The sequence below is a fragment of the Phaeodactylibacter sp. genome (assembly GCF_022763345.1).
Lineage (GTDB): Bacteria > Bacteroidota > Bacteroidia > Chitinophagales > Saprospiraceae > Phaeodactylibacter.
On sequence record NZ_JALEGS010000068.1, the window covers coordinates 1 to 14,462 of the forward strand.

Below are 14,462 nucleotides of genomic sequence, written 5' to 3' on the forward strand. Positions count from 1 at the left end.
AGTAAGCCAGCCCACCGCCGTAGCCGTCCACCGTGGCAGCCCGTTCGCCTTTGGCTTCCTGAAATTCACCCTCCAGGCTTGCGGTGGCTTCCTGGTAAGTGGTTTTGATCTCTGTCAGTGCTGCCTTATGCTCTGCCAGCAGGGCGGCAAGGGCTTCGCCTTCCTCAGCCTTGATGCCTGCAATGGCTGTGGCTTCCTCAGCCTCCAGGTTGGCGATTTTCTGACGGGCCGAATCTTTGTCGGTGGCGAAGGATTGCCCCGTTCGGCGCTCCCGGTTGTAAACGTTGCTCAGCTCCCGTTTGGCGGCTCCGATCTTACCGGCATACGCGGTTTGCTCAGCTGCCAGGCGTTCCTGGTATCGCTGAGCGGTGGCGGTGCTGTCACTCCGGTAGGCTTCGGCGGCTTTTGCCTGGCTTGCGTTGTAGTCGATCTGTGCGCCTTGAATCGCCAGGCTGTCCCGCTCCGGTTCCACCACTACGGCATCCACAACGGTCTTACTGTTCTGGTAGCTCAGTATGCCGGACGTAGTCAGCAGCACGAAGCCCAAAATAAAGACGGCTATGGACATTGCCAGGTGAAGCCCCTGCCATCGTTTGTACAACACGGCATCCACTGCCTGGGGGATGGTCACTCGAAGGCCGATCTCGAGTACAGCGGTGCCGATAATGGCAACCGCAGCAGCCGGATAGATAGCCAGCTCCTGGAGGATGGGGTAAAGTACGCTGAGTGCAGCCGCAAAGATGCCGGAGACCTCCGTCAGTGCGCTAACGACCTGGGCAAAGTAGCCGCTGGATTTGATGGTCTTACCCAATCTTGCATAAGTAGCAAAGAATGCCCTATCTTTGGGCGTAGAACGTAAATGTTTCATTGCTGTAAGTTTTGAAATGTTTCACAATTGCCCGCTCCGAGTGGTAGCTCGGGGGCGGGCTTTTTTATTGCGCCGGGTTTTGATCCAATGCCTGGATCAGTTCTGAATATTTGCAGTACAACCGCCGGCGAAGGCTGTACACTTTGATAATGCCCCGGTCTCTCCAGGTGTCGAAGGTGCTTCGGCTGATCTGAAACAGCTCCATCACTTCCTCCGGTGTGAGGATCTCCTTTTGTGGCGTTTGCTTCAGCTCCAGGACTAACTCCCGCAGCTCGGAAACAGCCTGCAAAACGTTGGTGGTCTCTGCCATACATAGTTGAATTTTAATGATTATGAATAGTGATTGTACTTAGTAGCAATTCCCAATTAGGCGTAAATATACACAGGGACAAATAAAGGAACAATTTTATGCACACATTTATGACAAAAAAATATTAGTATACTTCAGATAGAGCTTGATTGATGAATAAATCCACCTTTTCAAGGACCTCAGTTGAAAGTTGCCAGCCTTTTTTGGATAGAGTTTGGTTGAAATAAGCCTCGAAGTCAGGCTTTAGGTCATTAACTACCCAATCAAATATAGTCGCCAAACGGCTCCCAGTCTCGCGTTCTGTCTCTACCTGATAAGTGGATAATACATAGCACATACTGATATCTCCAAATGAGTTTTTTGAAAGAATAGATTGGTATTTTCTGAGATCATGATCTTTGATTTGTAATGAATCTCTAGTGAAAATTGGCATGTTAAAAGCCCTGCCTATTTCCATCAGTTCAACTTTGCTAAGGTGTTTTTTTAGCTCTTGAAATAAATCCTCTCTAATTTTATCATAGAAGAGCGCATATAGCAAAGTTCGATATAGTTCAAATCTGTCCCCAAATCCTTTGAGCTGAAAGTCGTCCCCGAAAAAGTGATATTCGTACCGGATTGACTGCTCAATAGTTCTGTCAATTTCCATTACGTATCCAGGATGTTTTTGTAAGAAACTGGTAAACCCTTCATCGGTAAACCGATTGTAGAAAGGTTTTATATCTAAGCTAATGTCAAAGTCTTTAGCCCAATCCATTGAAAACTTATTGTTCTTGCGATCAAAAGTAACTCTAGTGTAAGGCGCATAGTAAAGTAACCCGTTAGCCTCTTTGGGCTTCAGCTGCTTATTCAGGTAGTGATTAATGGTTACTTTCTTCTGCTTTGTCATCTACCAATCCGCTTTTTTCAGGGCTTCCTCAATCGCTTTTTTATTCAGGTGGACATACTTCATCGTGGTAGCAATGCGGCGGTGGGTCATCAGTCGACGGAGGTGCTGTACCTCGATCTTTCCCGCCATAATGGTCCCAAAGGTGTGGCGGCCCACATAGGCGTGAATTTCCCGGTGCAGGGTCTTCCGGATGGGCAAAAGTTGGGCAATCGTCTTCAGGTTGCGATTGATAGCCGCTTTGGCGTATGGCCATACATAAGTCCGGTATTTCTTCAGTTGCGCCTTTGGGCCTCCCCGGTAGGGCATTTCCTCCAGTACCCGTTTTATGATCCGTTCGGGCCTACTGTCCCCACCATCCGGATGGGGAAAAAGAGTCCGGAGGTTGAAGTGGTACGGCTCCTCCGTTTTGCTGGTGCGAAATCTCAGCTCTATTCCGTCCGCGTGTATGGTGAAGTGTTCCGGCTTCAGCTCCTCCAGGTCAACCGGCCGGATGCCGGTGTAGCAAATAAAGAGGAAGTAATCCAGGTGAATCCGGAGCGGGTGGTCATAGGGCAGGCGCATCTGCTCGAAGGCCTCCAGCTCCTCCTCCGTCAGGTAGAGCGGATTAGAGGTGGGGGGCTTGATCCGGAAATCCTGGAATGCGGTCTGATTTTCTACCGGTAGGTGTCCGGTTTTGACGGCGATCCGGATAAATTTCTTCATCCACTTGAAATGTTTGTGGATGGAGGTTGTCCCCTGGTTTTGCTGAACTAGAAATTCGTGGAAGTTGGCGGCAAACTGATAGTTGATCTGGCTGAACAGGACTTTCCCCTGGAAGGCCCGGAGCTTGTTCAGGGTTTGCTGCTTTGATAGGAATGAAGCCTGGTGCCGTTCCTTCTGGAGGTAGAGGTGGTACAGGTCGGTGAAGTTCTTTATCGTATGCTTTTTGGCTTTGTAGTCCTGAAGGCGCTCCAGGCTCAGCGGTTCCTCATTCCGCTGTAGCTCGGTAATAAAGCTCTCCATTCTGCCTACGGTCATACTGATAATTTGGTTGAACTCATAGGCTTTAGGATGCCGGATCACTCGCTTTGCCTTTTCATCCCATTGGCTGGGACTGACGTACACACCCGTTTTGAAAAACTTGTGGCGGGCATCGTGGTAGGCTCTAATCAGTACGGCGGCTGTGCCGTCTTTCCTTAGCCTCTTATTCCGATTGTAGTTAAAAATGATTGCCAGACGGATCATATTGAGCTTTTGTAGTGGTGATGAAATTCGGGAATTACCACTTTGTACAAAAACTGTAAAAAACGTCCGGTGAATAGATGGGAATTAGTACGGTTAGATACTAATTCCCACTATTTATACTCGCCTGTTCCTTAGCTTTTTAAGGTCTAAAAACGAGTAGTTACGAAAAACGTTGTGGTCCCACTTGGGCTCGAACCAAGGACCTACTGATTATGAGTCAGTTGCTCTAACCAGCTGAGCTATGGGACCCGCACATTTTATAAATGCAGCGCAAAAATACATATTCTGTAGCTGCGAGGCAAGCGATTTTTTTAATCAAGGCAGTTGCAGCGCTGCAACTGCCCTGATTTTGTGCTGTCAATTACTCACCTTTGTCTAAATGTACATCCATTTGTGGGTAAGGGATGCCGATGTCGTTGGCGTCAAACTCCTTTTTGATGCGCTCGAAAAAGACCTTATAGGCCGGCCAGAAATGCTCATTCTTAGCCATGAAGCGCACGGCAAAGTTTACGGAGCTGTCGGCGAGCTCCTTAACAAAGATATCATAACCGGCTTCAAGCTCAATATTAGGCAGCCCTTTCACGATCTCCTCAATGAGGGCTTTAGCTTTGTCAATATCATCATCGTAACCAATGCCTACAGTGAGGTCATGGCGGCGCATGCCCTGAGCAGTGTAATTCTGTATAGCATTGCTGGTAATTTGCCCATTGGGCACGATGATCAGCCGGTTGTCCAGCGCAACGAGCACAGTATGGAAGATGAAGATGTCCGTTACGGTACCTGCGTGCCCATTTACTTCCACAAAGTCGCCTACCTTGAAAAACTTGAAGATCAGGATAAGCACCCCGCTGGCAAAATTGGCGAGATTGCCCTGAAGCGCCAGTCCAACAGCAAAAGCCATAGCACTGAATATAGCGACGAAGGAGGTAACCTCCATACCAAACATAGAAGCTACACTGAGTAGCAGTAGAACTTTCAGGCCTATGCCTACCAGTGAGCCCAGGAAATCACGTACGGACTCCTCCTCTATGTGGCGGTCCATCGCTTTTTTGGCCAGCTTAGTGATCCTGCCAATGACCCAAAAGCCAATGATAAGCGTGAGAATAGCTCCAATCACCTGCATAGCGTACTGTGCAATGAAGCCTTGAATTTGTTCCAGAATTCCGTTCAAATCCATGATTTGATTTAAGTTTTGGATTGTTAATAGTGGTGTTTCGCGCTATAGAATAGGCAAAAAAACAGTTTTTTACAATAAGATACGGCTGAAAACATCAAAACGGTTCTCAGCCGCATCTTGTTCGGCAAGGCTCGCTTATACGAATGCGCCTCGTATTGTACTACTTGTCCAGGTGCACATCCATCTGTGGGAATGGAATGCTAACGCCGGAGCGGTCAAACTCCTTCTTTACATTTTCCTGCATGTAGAAATAGGTATCCCAATAGTGCTCACTTTTGATCCAGGGACGTACCAGGAAGTTCACAGAGCTGTCGCCCAGCGAAGAGACCTTGATGAGGGTTTCGGGCGTTCCTAAAACATACGGGCAGGCATCTGAGACGCGTTTGATCGCCTCCCTGGCTTTGTCGATATCGTCTCCGTAACCAATACCAAAAGTCATATCCACGCCCATTTCGCCCTGCCCGGAGATGTTAGTGATGACATTGCTGGTCACTACACTGTTAGGGATGATGATGCGCTTGTTGTCCAGGGTTTGCAAAACGGTGTTGAAGACCTGAATGCCGATAACTTTCCCTGTTTGTCCGCCACCAATTTCAACCAGATCTCCAACTTTGTACGGTTTGAAAATCAAAAGCAGCACACCGCTGGCGAAGTGGCCCAGGCTGCCTTGCAATGCCATGCCAACCGCAAAGGCGAGGGCACCAAAAAGGGCGACAAATGAGGTGGTTTCGATGCCAAACATGCTGGCTACACTAAGAAGCAGGAGTACCTTTAGGCCTACGCTGACGAGTGAGGTCAGAAAAGGGCGGATGGTCGGGTCAAAGCCCCGCTTTTCCATACTCTGCTTGAGAACATCGGTAATTTTCCCTATAATCCAAAAGCCAATAACCAAAGTCAGGATGGCACCGGCAACCTTGGGCAAATAGGTAGTCACCAGCGTGCCCAGCGCTTCAAAATCTAGTAATTGTTCCATGTTGATTGTAGTTTTGTTTTGATTGTGTTGTTTTCAGACGGATTTTCATCAGAAAGTTACACTTATAAGTAAAATAGCAGTATCAAAAGGAATGTGAAAAATATGCCGAAGTGGTATTCCAAAGAGGAGGCTTTACAAAAATTGCAGCGCTATTGCGCTTATCAGGACCGCTGCCATCAGGAGGTGCGTCAGCAACTGCGCGATATGAACGTATACCCAGACTGGCAGGAGGAGATTATTGTGGCGCTCATTGAAGAGAACTTTCTGAATGAGGAGCGTTTTGCTTGCAGTTACGTCCGGGGGAAGTTCCGCATGAAGCAATGGGGGCGGGTCCGAATCAAACAGGAGTTGCGCCGCCGGGATATATCAGATTATTGTATCCGCAAGGGTATGGCAGAAATTGAGGAGCCCGCTTATCAGGAAGCACTGAGAGAACTGATTGTGAAAAAGGGCGACCGAACAGAAGCGGATAACCTCTGGGCCTTCCGGAATAAAGTAGCGCGATTTGTGATTGATAAGGGCTATGAACCGGCTTTGGTGTGGCCGGCAGTCAAAGATATTTACCCGGACGGCACTTAAAAAATAGTGTTAGGATGCTGACTTTTTGTGATTTTAGGTTTGAAGACGGCGTATTAAAAACCTTATATTTATATTGGACAGAAAAGACTCCAAAAAGAACTTCAACTATTCTGTCCACATAAAACAGGAATATCATGAAAAAACGTCAACACAAACTCAACAAATTTGAATCTGCACGCCTGTCTGAAAAGGCATGCCTAAAGGCAAAGGGAGGGCACAAGTACAGCCCCACCGGTGCCGGATTTCAGGGTACTTTCATCTGGGAAACTGTAGATGTCCGTGGTTTGATGGGCCGAGACCTTGAATCAGAAAACGGTCTAAATACCACTTTCGGCCCGATGGGCGGATAAGCAGCATTCAACCATTCAATTCTTTAGCGGGGTAAGGAGCACAGCTGTTAACGGCTGCGTTCCTTAAACTTCCGTTTGATCATCTCACCGTAAGACTTTCCCTCCAGCTTTCCTTCCAGCCAAGCCATCATGTCAAAAGCACGCACAAAGAAGCTTTTGGCTCTTTCTGCTTGTGGCAACTGCTCAAATGCTCCTTTGAGGTTCTCATAAGCCGCTTTTAACTCATGCTTTGATGGCGATCCGGTTGCTTTCCTGATGAAACTAATGGTTTCCCGTTCCACATCGTGCAGTTGTTCCCGCTTCTTCAGGTAGCGGTAGGTGCTCCGGATGAGGGAGTCGAGCAGTACGTAATTGCCGAGCTCAAAATGCACAATTAGATTAAGGATGCGGGCGGTACCCTGTAGTTCCTGCCGCTCAACGGTAGTGCTCAGATTGAGCCAGTCGTTGAGGTAGGAAAGCGCGTCGTCGTAGGCTTCCGCCCCAAAGGAGATATGGAAGTAATAGTAATAGAAGGTATTGGTTTCAAATAAGTCATTATCGAAATGGCTGCGCTCTCTGAGGTGAGTCTTCAGAGCGGACAGCCCCTCCTTAAAGTCGCCTTTGGCAATGCAGAGTGAGAATTTGTTTTGGTAATACTGCCGGTGGATCTTGAGCTCATCGTCCTGACTCAGTGGCTTGACCTGCCGGAGCTTCTCCAGGTAAATCTCGAGCGCGTCATAATCACCCACCCGGCCACAGCCCATGATGAGGTTGCTTAGGGCGGAGATATACTCCGAGACGTCTTCATCCAGGAAGTGCGGTTTGGACTCCATCAGCTCAATGAGCTGCTCGCTGTTTGATTTGAAAGCCTGCAAGTCTCCTATCGCCAACTGATAGATGCTGAGCGTTCGGTAGTAATAGATTTGTGCCTGATGGGCATCGCCTTCGGGAGGTTTTTGCAAAAGTGGGGTGTCTACAATATTGGCCAGCCGCTTACGAAACTCCGGACCGGCCAGAGAGGCGTCTTTCCGCAGACTGACGAGCAGGCGGAAAAAAAGGTTGCGGTAAGCCGAAATACTACTAAGCTGCTGCTGCAAATGCTGCTCTTCGGTATCAATTCGGTCCAGAGCTTCATCAAGGTAGTCGATGTCAGATTTGGCGTAAGCCAGCTGCTTCTCCCAGCCCAGCATGTCAATGAGTACCGTGAAGCGTTCGTACTTATAGGCCAGTTTCCGGGCTTTGCCCAGCAGGTCCTGGCAATCTGAAAAAAGAGACCGGCGGAAAAGGACCTGCATACTCTGAAGGTAGTGGCGCAGCTTATAGTCCACAGAGGTCTTCTCATCGTAGCCTTGCAGGCTTTTCAGGCAGAGGTCATAGAGGTAGGCTTTCAGCTCGGAGTACTTCCGGCTTTGTACCGGCTCGCCCTGATACACCTCATTTTTCAGCACTTCGTCATCAAATTCCTCCTGTGCTTCAATGGCATCGAAAAGCCGCAGGTACTTACTGTTCTTGTTCGCATGGCTGCCAACGAAAACCTTGAAGTACCGCTTTTCAGAGCCCGACATGGACTTGATCAGGTTAAAAAGCTTATTGGATGGGGTCTTGGGCATAGTTCTTGTCCTTTTGCAATATACCGGGGCTATATAACTCCTGCAAAGCCATTTTGGCTGCCTCCTGCTCAAAGGTATTTTAAATTCTGAAACCTGACAATAAATCGAATGTGTATTGCGCCGCAGCCTGTCTTCGCCTAATATTGAGTTCATACATTTCCACACACAGGAGCTTGGTGCAGCACGCCAGGTTCCATAATTTAACGGTCTATGAAGATGGTAAGCTTAACACCCAAATCTAACAACCTGCGCCCAATTGCCCCCACTACGGCACTGAATGTGCGCCGTGCAAAAATCGCTTTGCCTACCCTTGAAGGCTACCTCTTCCGACCGGTAGCCAGCATTCTTTACCTCCGTGCAGAAGGCAATTATACCATGATCCGGTTTGCGAACGGGTCGCAGGAACTGATTTGCAAAACCCTCAGCCATGTGCAGGGGATGCTGTCACAGTACCCGCAGTTTGTCAGAGTCCACCGGTCTTTCACTGTCAACATCGAGCGCATAGACCGCTACGTTCGCGGAAAGGGAGGATTTGTCGTCATGGAGTGCGGTACAGAGATCAGTGTGGCCAATAGCAAAAAAATACACCTGGCTACTGCTGTGGAACAGTACTTTGGTGCCCGATTGTAAGATTTAGGTTTCCTATCTTTGGCTGCTGAATATGAGAGTAGCCATTAATACCCGTTTCCTGCTGCCAGGCCGCATCGAGGGCATTGGGCGGTACACCTACGAAGTAGTGCGCCGGCTGTTGCGCGACCATCCGGAGCATGATTACTTCTTTTTCTTCGATCGACCCTTTGACCCTGCCTTCACTTTTGGCGGTCAAGCCCGGGGCATTGTATTGCCGCCTCCTGCCCGCCACCCTTTGCTTTGGTACCTTTGGTTTGAATGGGCCGTGCCTTATGCTTTGCGCAAGCACGGGGCTGACGTATTTTTTTCGCCCGACGGCTATCTGTCACTACGGTCCGAGGTGCCTGCTCTGCTGACGGTCCATGATCTTGCCTTTGAGCATTTCACGGAGCACACGCCGGGGCTTGTAGGCCGGTACTACCGGCATTTTATGCCAAAGTTCTGTGCGCATGCCGGGCGCCTGTTGTCCGTATCGGGCTACACGGCACAAGATATACAGCAACGTTATGGTATTCCGGAATCCAAAATCGCCATCTGCGGCAATGCCTGCCGGGAAGGGTTCCGCCCGCTGACCGCAGGAGCAAAGGAGGCGGCCCGGAACAAATGGAGCGCTGGCAAGCCCTACTATCTTTATGTAGGTGCCATCCACCCTCGAAAGAATGTACATCGGTTAATCACTGCATTTTCTGATTTCAAAGCCCAAACGCAAAGCCTGGCCCGATTGCTGATTGCCGGCCGTTTTGCCTGGCAGTCCGGCCCGGTGAAGTCGGCCTATGAAGCTTCCGCATTTCAGGAAGATATTGACTTATTGGGCTTTGTGCCCGATGAAGATTTGCCGGCATTGATGGGCGGCGCGAAAGGCTTTGTCTATCCCTCTCTGTTTGAAGGCTTCGGGCTACCGCTGCTGGAAGCGATGGAAGCAGAAGTGCCCGTCATCACGTCCAATGTCTCCTCTATGCCGGAGGTAGCCGGTGAGGCAGCTTTACTGGTCGACCCCAACGATACCACAGCGCTCGCGCAGGCTTTGATATTGTTAGATGGAAACGCGCAACTACGGGCATCTCTGGTGGAAAGAGGCAGGCTGCAACGCAAGCAGTACAGCTGGGACCGCACCGCAGCAATAGTTTATGAAAACCTGGCTCAGCTCTTTTGATGCTTTCGCCAAATCCAGATTGTACCGCCCAGCCCAATCAAGAATAACGTGACGGCAATAAACTGAGCCTGTGTCAGCCCCGTGCCCAGAAAGGAATACACCTCATTGATCCGAACCTTTTCGATGAAAAAACGCTCCATGCCATTAAACAAGAGGTAGATGAAAAAGAGCATGCCCGGATAGCCTCTCGTAACACCTCGCAGCCCGAATAGTATACCGCCTATGGTAAAGGCCATCAGGGATTCATACACCGGCGTAGGGTAAACCGGTGGGTCGAGTCGGGTACAGTAGATCATATCACAGCCTTCAATAGGTACGCCCCGCCGCAGTACATTGTGCGGATAGTCGTAGGCCCACAGCCAGTCAGGCAGGAACCACCATTCAGGCTGCGCAGCGGCATTCACAATACCCCAGTCGCCATCGCCAGAGAAGTGGCAGCCCAGACGCCCCACCCCGTAGGCAATGATCAGCGCCGGTGCCACTGCATCTAAAACGTGGACAATGGGAATGTTCTTACGCCTCAGGTACAAGGCCACGAAGAGGAAGCCAAATATAAGCCCCCCGTAGATCGCCAGCCCGCCACCGGACAGCAAGGTGCCCACCGGATCGGCCAGCAGGGCAGGAATGTCTTCAATCACGGCAAACACCTTAGCGCCCACTACTCCAGAGATCGCCGCAATAATGGTGATCTCGCTGATCCGGTCGTGGGGGTAAATATGCCGGATGGCCTGCTTAGGCTTTGGCAGGGCTTTGCGGTTGCCATTCCAGTAGCGGTAGGCGGCAAAAGCAATGCCAAGCACCAGTCCGCCGCTCCAGCTACCTGCTGTCGAGAGCAGCACCTCTGCCGCGTCCGCCTTGAGGGCAGCAAAATTCTGATAGGCATAGATACCCTTAAAGCCAAGGATGAAGCCCCAAATGCCGTTGGAGGCAATTTCTGCATTGGTGGGGGGCTTGCCGAGCTCAATTTTTTCCTTTTGGGGATCAAACAGACCTTCCCGGGCCTTGCGCTTCAGTTCGTGGTAAAGGATAAAGGCGGCTGAGATGATCGCCAGGACCAGCAGCAATCCAAAGGTTTTAAAAATGGATAGCCAGTTATCAGCCGGGGTGCCAAAGAGATCGTGGAACACATAAGACAAGTCGGGGTACATCCGCTACGGAGTTGGTGCAGCCCAAAGGTAGGGCTTTGCCGTTTAATTTGCTACCGTTGCTGCTGACAGTGTGGCTTCCACCGCGCCTTCCTCATTGATATGGTGCAGATGTACAGGTGCCATGGTATTCAGCAGTTCCTCCTGTAGAGGCAGGCTGACGCGCACATAGTTGTCGGTAAAGCCGGACATCAGCCCAGGTTCCTTACTTTGCTCAAAGAGCACGGTACGGTCGGTGCCGGTAAACTGCTCATAGAAGTAGCGGCGCTTTTTCTCGCTCAGGATGGTGAGCATTTTGTTGCGTCGGCGGCGTTCTTCCATATCCACATGATCGGTGCGCTCGTAGGCGGGCGTGTTGGGCCGCTCGCTGTAGGTGAATACATGAAGGTAGGAAATGTCAAGCTCGTTCAGGAATCGGTAGGTCTCCAGGAAGTCCTCTTCCGTCTCACCGGGGAAGCCCACGATCACGTCTACCCCAATACAGCAATGCGGCATAAGGGCTTTGATCTTAGCCACGCGGTCGGCGTACAGTTCGCGCTTATAGCGGCGGCGCATCTCGCGGAGCTGCTTGTTGTTGCCCGACTGCAGGGGCATGTGGAAGTGAGGCACAAAGCGGTCGGATTGGGCAACAAATTCAATCACCTCATCCGTGCACAAATTGGGTTCGATGGAGGAAATGCGGAAACGGTCGATGCCTTCCACTTTATCGAGCTCGCGTATGAGATCGATGAACATCGCCTCCTTCTTGGGCCGTACGCCTTCAATCACCTCCGTGCCGTTGCCAAAGTCGCCGATGTTGACACCGGTGAGGACAATCTCCTTCACGCCCATTTCTGCGATGCGGTGGGCATTAGCGACAACGCTCTCGACCGTATCGCTGCGGCTGCGCCCACGTGCCAGAGGGATAGTGCAGAAGGTACACTTGTAATCGCACCCATCCTGCACTTTCAGGAAAGACCGGGTGCGGTCACCAAAAGAAAAAGCGTTGACGAACTCATTGGCTTCCTTCACTTCACCAGCGCGAACCATACCCTTGCCGGGGGCTTTGCTCAGCTCCTCCACATAGTCCAGGATACGGAACTTCTCCGCAGCGCCGAGGACCAGATCCACGCCTTCGATTTCGGAAATCTCTTCCGGCTTGAGCTGCGCATAACAGCCGACCACCACCACTTTAGCGTCCGGGGAGCACTTCAGTGCCCGGCGTACAATCTGCCGGCATTTTTTATCCGCAAAGTCGGTCACGGAGCAGGTGTTGATCACGTAGATGTCAGCGCCGTCTTTAAAGCCCACTTCCGAATAGCCCGCCTCTTCGAACAATCGCCCGATAGAGGAAGTCTCCGAGTAGTTGAGCTTACAGCCCAGGGTGTAAAATGCGACGCTGCGTGGTGTGGCCATGTTAACTGCTTGATAGTGTGTTTGTAAAGCGCCGCAAAGTTACGCATACTTATTTGATTCGTCAAGCTGGTTTAAATCATTGGATTGAACCGCTGCGCGTTTATTGCGTTACCTGATTTCACTTTCGAACTCAGGCTTGGGGAAAGCGGCAATTTTAGCCTATTTTTGCCCCGCAAAACGAACGATAGAGATATGAGCAAGCAATTTTATGACCTGCCAGTACGGGAAGTACGCCCCGAAACAGCGGATGCCGTAACCCTGGTTTTTGAAGTGCCGGAAGACCTGAAGTCTGCTTTTCAGTATAAACAAGGGCAGTACCTGACCCTCCGCTTCGACATCAACGGGCAGGAAGAGCGCCGCTCCTATTCTATGTGCAGCAGCCCCGTGGAGCAGGATCTTGCGGTGACGGTAAAGCGGGTGGAAAACGGTAAGGTGTCCACCCACATCAATCAGCAGATCAAGGCTGGAGACAAAATCTCTGTGATGCCTGCGGATGGCCGGTTCTACACCGAGCTGGATGCCGATCAGCGCAAGGATTATTACCTCTTTGGCGCCGGTAGCGGTATTACTCCATTGATGTCCATTCTCAAAACGATATTGGAGGAGGAACCTCAGAGCACCGTCTACCTGCTGTATGGCAACCGCAGCGAAGAGACCATCATCTTTAGGGATGCCCTCGATGGTTTGCAGCGCAAGTACGAGGGGCAGCTGTTCGTAGAGCACCTTCTGAGCCAGCCCAAACGGGAAAAGGCGGGAGGCGCACTGGGCTTTCTCAAAAAGAGTAAAGTCGCCTGGGAGGGCCGTACCGGCCGCATTGACCCTGCTCAGGTACAGTGGTTTCTCAGCAAGCATAAAAAGCGCAGTCAGAAGGCCGAATACTTCATTTGCGGGCCTGGCGATATGATCGACACCGTAGAGGGCGCCCTCCTCGGGCAGGGCATTGACAGCAAGGCTATTCACACGGAGCGCTTTACCACCGGACAGCCTGCTGCTGATGGCACCAAGGCTGCCGGCGTAGATGGTGCAAAAGTCAAGGTACATCTCGATGGCTCGCAAATGGAAGTGACCGTAACATCCGGCAAGACCATCCTGGATACGCTTCTGGCCGAAAAGCTGGATCCGCCCTATTCCTGTACTTCCGGTGCCTGCTCTACCTGTATGGCTAAAGTGCTGAAAGGCTCTGTGGAAATGGACGCTTGTTTTGCCTTGGATGATGAGGAGGTTGCGGATGGCTTTATACTGACTTGTCAGGCACACCCTACCACAGATGAGGTGGAGATCACCTATGACGTTTAACCTTTGGCAATCCGGGGTGATATTGGTAGCTTTGGACAATCGAATTTCTCCTGATCTTATTGCCAAAACGCCTGACCAATGAATCCCCAAGCTATCCTGGAGCAGATTGACCTGTTCAAAGACAGTGTCGCTACTGCGGCAGACAACCGGCAGCTAAGCCGGCTCTCTGAACGGCTCACTGCTTTGCTCAACGCCCATTTCCCTGATGCTACAGCAACGCAAATTGCGATTTTGCTGACCGGTGAAATGCACGAGCTTCGGCAACGGGAAATGAAGGGGGTGATTTCGGATGCGGACCGTCGGCTGGCCCGCAATCAATGGGTGGATAAGTTTCTCAACCTGCTTGGGGACGCAAAGGTCATGGTTGCCAATGGCGGCAATGATGCACAATCTGATGCTACAGAGCAGCCTAAGGGAACGGCCGTCCCACTCAAACTTTTCCTTTCTTACGCCGAAGCGGATCAGGAGCTCAAAAACCGGCTCGATAATCACCTGACGGCACTCAAACGGGGAAACCTGATTGACCTGTGGAGCGATGAGCAGGTATTAGCAGGGCAAGACTGGGGCGCAGAAGCCAAGCGCAATATTCAGGATGCCGATATCATACTGCTGCTTGTAAGCGCAAGTTTCATAGCCTCGGAGCACATCTGGAAGTCGGAAGTAGAGAAAGCCATGGCGCGCCGGTCAGAGGGGGTAATTGTAGTGCCCGTAGCACTTAAGCCCGTGGATTGGGAAGGGCTGCCTTTTGCCGGTCTTCAAGGTTTGCCCCGCTCGGGTAAGCCCGTCACGACCTATGATGACCTGGATCTAGGCCTGCTGGAGGTCGCAAAGGGCGTACGAGAGGTGGTCGAGTACGTGCACCGGCAAAAGGCGTAGCCTGAGACTTG

At 50.9% G+C, this 14,462-nt stretch carries 14 protein-coding genes, 1 tRNA gene and 1 pseudogene; 6 read left to right on the top strand and 10 right to left on the bottom strand.

The annotated features are described in order from the left end of the window. The 7 genes and pseudogenes from MRY86_RS18540 to MRY86_RS18570 all read right to left on the bottom strand — a co-directional run. Positions 1-868: pseudogene (locus tag MRY86_RS18540) on the bottom strand (hypothetical protein); the annotation flags it as partial. Positions 869-932: 64 nt separating this feature from the next. Beyond that, a complete protein-coding gene (locus MRY86_RS18545) occupies positions 933-1,178 on the bottom strand; it encodes a helix-turn-helix domain-containing protein (RefSeq protein WP_293567134.1) in 246 nt (81 codons plus the stop codon). 124 nt (positions 1,179-1,302) lie between these two features. Continuing rightward, a complete protein-coding gene (locus MRY86_RS18550; RefSeq protein ID WP_293567133.1) occupies positions 1,303-2,064 on the bottom strand; it encodes a hypothetical protein in 762 nt (253 codons plus the stop codon). Further along, the gene (locus MRY86_RS18555) at positions 2,065-3,288 is read right to left on the bottom strand and encodes a phage integrase SAM-like domain-containing protein (RefSeq protein WP_293567132.1); all 1,224 of its coding nucleotides are present in this window, start codon (positions 3,286-3,288) and stop codon (positions 2,065-2,067) included. 175 nt (positions 3,289-3,463) lie between these two features. Further along, positions 3,464-3,537: transfer RNA gene (locus MRY86_RS18560), tRNA-Ile, on the bottom strand. 112 nt (positions 3,538-3,649) lie between these two features. Beyond that, positions 3,650-4,465, bottom strand: a complete 816-nt coding sequence (locus tag MRY86_RS18565) for a mechanosensitive ion channel domain-containing protein (RefSeq protein WP_293567131.1) — start codon at positions 4,463-4,465, stop codon at positions 3,650-3,652. A gap of 160 nt (positions 4,466-4,625) precedes the next feature. Continuing rightward, positions 4,626-5,438 (bottom strand): mechanosensitive ion channel domain-containing protein, encoded by an 813-nt coding sequence (locus MRY86_RS18570; protein ID WP_293567130.1) that lies wholly within the window; start codon positions 5,436-5,438, stop codon positions 4,626-4,628. 102 nt (positions 5,439-5,540) lie between these two features. Between MRY86_RS18570 and MRY86_RS18575 the strand changes: the two genes are divergently transcribed. Both MRY86_RS18575 and MRY86_RS18580 read left to right on the top strand, forming a co-directional pair. Beyond that, positions 5,541-6,017, top strand: coding sequence for a regulatory protein RecX (locus MRY86_RS18575; RefSeq protein WP_293567129.1), 477 nt, complete (start codon positions 5,541-5,543; stop codon positions 6,015-6,017). Positions 6,018-6,151: 134 nt separating this feature from the next. Further along, positions 6,152-6,367 (top strand): hypothetical protein, encoded by a 216-nt coding sequence (locus MRY86_RS18580; protein ID WP_293567128.1) that lies wholly within the window; start codon positions 6,152-6,154, stop codon positions 6,365-6,367. Between the two features lie 47 nt (positions 6,368-6,414). On the opposite strand, the gene MRY86_RS18585 is transcribed toward MRY86_RS18580, so the two are convergent. Then, positions 6,415-7,956 carry a hypothetical protein gene (locus MRY86_RS18585; protein ID WP_293567127.1) on the bottom strand — a complete coding sequence of 514 codons (1,542 nt, stop codon included), beginning with the start codon at positions 7,954-7,956 and terminating at the stop codon, positions 6,415-6,417. A gap of 210 nt (positions 7,957-8,166) precedes the next feature. Here MRY86_RS18585 and MRY86_RS18590 point away from each other — a divergent pair, with 210 nt between their 5' ends. Continuing rightward, positions 8,167-8,586, top strand: coding sequence for a LytTR family DNA-binding domain-containing protein (locus MRY86_RS18590; protein WP_293567126.1), 420 nt, complete (start codon positions 8,167-8,169; stop codon positions 8,584-8,586). Positions 8,587-8,617: 31 nt separating this feature from the next. Continuing rightward, the gene (locus MRY86_RS18595) at positions 8,618-9,739 is read left to right on the top strand and encodes a glycosyltransferase family 1 protein (protein ID WP_293567125.1); all 1,122 of its coding nucleotides are present in this window, start codon (positions 8,618-8,620) and stop codon (positions 9,737-9,739) included. On the opposite strand, the gene MRY86_RS18600 is transcribed toward MRY86_RS18595, so the two are convergent. Both MRY86_RS18600 and mtaB read right to left on the bottom strand, forming a co-directional pair. Then, entirely contained in the window at positions 9,727-10,887 is a 1,161-nt protein-coding gene (locus MRY86_RS18600) for a prolipoprotein diacylglyceryl transferase family protein (protein ID WP_293567124.1), read from the bottom strand. The genes MRY86_RS18595 and MRY86_RS18600 overlap by 13 nt on opposite strands. Positions 10,888-10,929: 42 nt before the next feature. Further along, a complete protein-coding gene (gene mtaB / locus MRY86_RS18605) occupies positions 10,930-12,279 on the bottom strand; it encodes a tRNA (N(6)-L-threonylcarbamoyladenosine(37)-C(2))-methylthiotransferase MtaB (RefSeq protein WP_293567123.1) in 1,350 nt (449 codons plus the stop codon). 192 nt (positions 12,280-12,471) lie between these two features. Here mtaB and MRY86_RS18610 point away from each other — a divergent pair, with 192 nt between their 5' ends. Further along, positions 12,472-13,575, top strand: coding sequence for a ferredoxin--NADP reductase (locus MRY86_RS18610; protein ID WP_293567122.1), 1,104 nt, complete (start codon positions 12,472-12,474; stop codon positions 13,573-13,575). A gap of 78 nt (positions 13,576-13,653) precedes the next feature. Continuing rightward, positions 13,654-14,451 carry a TIR domain-containing protein gene (locus MRY86_RS18615; RefSeq protein WP_293567121.1) on the top strand — a complete coding sequence of 266 codons (798 nt, stop codon included), beginning with the start codon at positions 13,654-13,656 and terminating at the stop codon, positions 14,449-14,451. The last annotated feature ends 11 nt before the right edge of the window (positions 14,452-14,462 follow it).

Coding starts and splice junctions, on each gene's coding strand:
- MRY86_RS18555 (WP_293567132.1), bottom strand. CDS start 3,288: ATGATCCGTCTGGCAATCATTTTTAACTACAATCGGAATAAGAGGCTA.
- MRY86_RS18550 (WP_293567133.1), bottom strand. CDS start 2,064: ATGACAAAGCAGAAGAAAGTAACCATTAATCACTACCTGAATAAGCAG.
- MRY86_RS18600 (WP_293567124.1), bottom strand. CDS start 10,887: ATGTACCCCGACTTGTCTTATGTGTTCCACGATCTCTTTGGCACCCCG.
- mtaB (WP_293567123.1), bottom strand. CDS start 12,279: ATGGCCACACCACGCAGCGTCGCATTTTACACCCTGGGCTGTAAGCTC.
- MRY86_RS18585 (WP_293567127.1), bottom strand. CDS start 7,956: ATGCCCAAGACCCCATCCAATAAGCTTTTTAACCTGATCAAGTCCATG.
- MRY86_RS18590 (WP_293567126.1), top strand. CDS start 8,167: ATGAAGATGGTAAGCTTAACACCCAAATCTAACAACCTGCGCCCAATT.
- MRY86_RS18545 (WP_293567134.1), bottom strand. CDS start 1,178: ATGGCAGAGACCACCAACGTTTTGCAGGCTGTTTCCGAGCTGCGGGAG.
- MRY86_RS18615 (WP_293567121.1), top strand. CDS start 13,654: ATGAATCCCCAAGCTATCCTGGAGCAGATTGACCTGTTCAAAGACAGT.
- MRY86_RS18595 (WP_293567125.1), top strand. CDS start 8,618: ATGAGAGTAGCCATTAATACCCGTTTCCTGCTGCCAGGCCGCATCGAG.
- MRY86_RS18575 (WP_293567129.1), top strand. CDS start 5,541: ATGCCGAAGTGGTATTCCAAAGAGGAGGCTTTACAAAAATTGCAGCGC.
- MRY86_RS18565 (WP_293567131.1), bottom strand. CDS start 4,465: ATGGATTTGAACGGAATTCTGGAACAAATTCAAGGCTTCATTGCACAG.
- MRY86_RS18610 (WP_293567122.1), top strand. CDS start 12,472: ATGAGCAAGCAATTTTATGACCTGCCAGTACGGGAAGTACGCCCCGAA.
- MRY86_RS18570 (WP_293567130.1), bottom strand. CDS start 5,438: ATGGAACAATTACTAGATTTTGAAGCGCTGGGCACGCTGGTGACTACC.
- MRY86_RS18580 (WP_293567128.1), top strand. CDS start 6,152: ATGAAAAAACGTCAACACAAACTCAACAAATTTGAATCTGCACGCCTG.